This is a genomic window from Alcanivorax sp. HI0083 (assembly GCF_001635175.1).
Window position 1 is genome coordinate 1 of record NZ_LWFX01000531.1, and the last position, 1,091, is coordinate 1,091.

Below are 1,091 nucleotides of genomic sequence, written 5' to 3' on the forward strand. Positions count from 1 at the left end.
TGGCATGGGCTGGGCAACCAGCTGGCCAGCCAACAACCGCTGGAAGTCTGGATGCGGGAAGCCTGCATGGATTGGGAGATCCGTGAGACCCCGGTTCGCTTTATCAGTAGCGAGGCCGGTACGCTCGGGCAGATCTCGTCCTTCCCGGATCAGAAAGTGCTGTTCCGTTCTGATAATCAGGAGCCCCTGTCGGTAGTGAGTAACCGCTTCAAGGTGGTTCAGCCCCGTGAGGTGCTGGAGTTCTACCGGGATCTCACCGAGCAATCCGGCTTCGAGCTGGAGACCGCTGGCGTATTGAAAGGTGGCCGCAAGCTGTGGGCACTGGCGCGAACAGGCCAGTCCGGGACGTTGGCCGGGAATGACCAAACCAACGGTTATGTGCTGCTGGCTACCGCCTGTGACGGCACCCTGGCGACAACTGCGCAGTTCACCAGTATCCGCGTCGTATGCAACAACACCCTGGCGGTGGCGCTGAATGGCAACACCCATGCGGTGAAGGTACGTCACAACACCACCTTTGATCCGCAGTCTGTGAAGAAACAGCTGGGTATCTCAGTCTCTGCCTGGGATGACTTCATGTATCGCCTGAAGGCCCTCAGCGAGCGCCGCATCACCCGCAAGACCGCCGAGAAGGTCATGCAGACTATCTTCACAGATACCGGCTATCAGCCATCGGGCATGCCGGCGAAGGCCAACGAGCAGGCTATGAAGAAAGCCATGACTCTGTATGAGGGGACTGGTCGCGGGTCGGAGCTGGCGTCCGCCAAGAACACGGCCTACGGCCTGCTCAATGCGGTGACTGAGTTCGTGGACCATGAGCGTCGTGCCCGCAGCACCGACAACCGGCTGGACTCAGCCTGGTTCGGCAAGGGTGCCCAGATCAAGCAACGCGCTCTGGAACAAACCTCCCTGCTGGTCGCCTGACCCCGGTTAGATCTTTTCTTCTCCCTCTCTATTCCCGCTTCAAAGCAACCTGGAGAACACCATGAATTTGAAATGGCTCTACCGCCTGTTGGCGGTATGGGACTGTCGCCCTATGCCTGCTGAATTGGCAGCGGTGTGGGGCGCGTTCCTGCATGAAGGCCTGATGT

The 1,091-nt window shown here is 59.4% G+C and carries 1 protein-coding gene; it reads left to right on the forward strand.

The genetic code is table 11. From position 1 onward, the window contains the following. A partial coding sequence (locus tag A3754_RS05465) for a DUF932 domain-containing protein (protein WP_063519033.1) occupies positions 1–924 on the forward strand: 924 nt, incomplete at its 5' end. Positions 925–1,091: the final 167 nt, after the last annotated feature.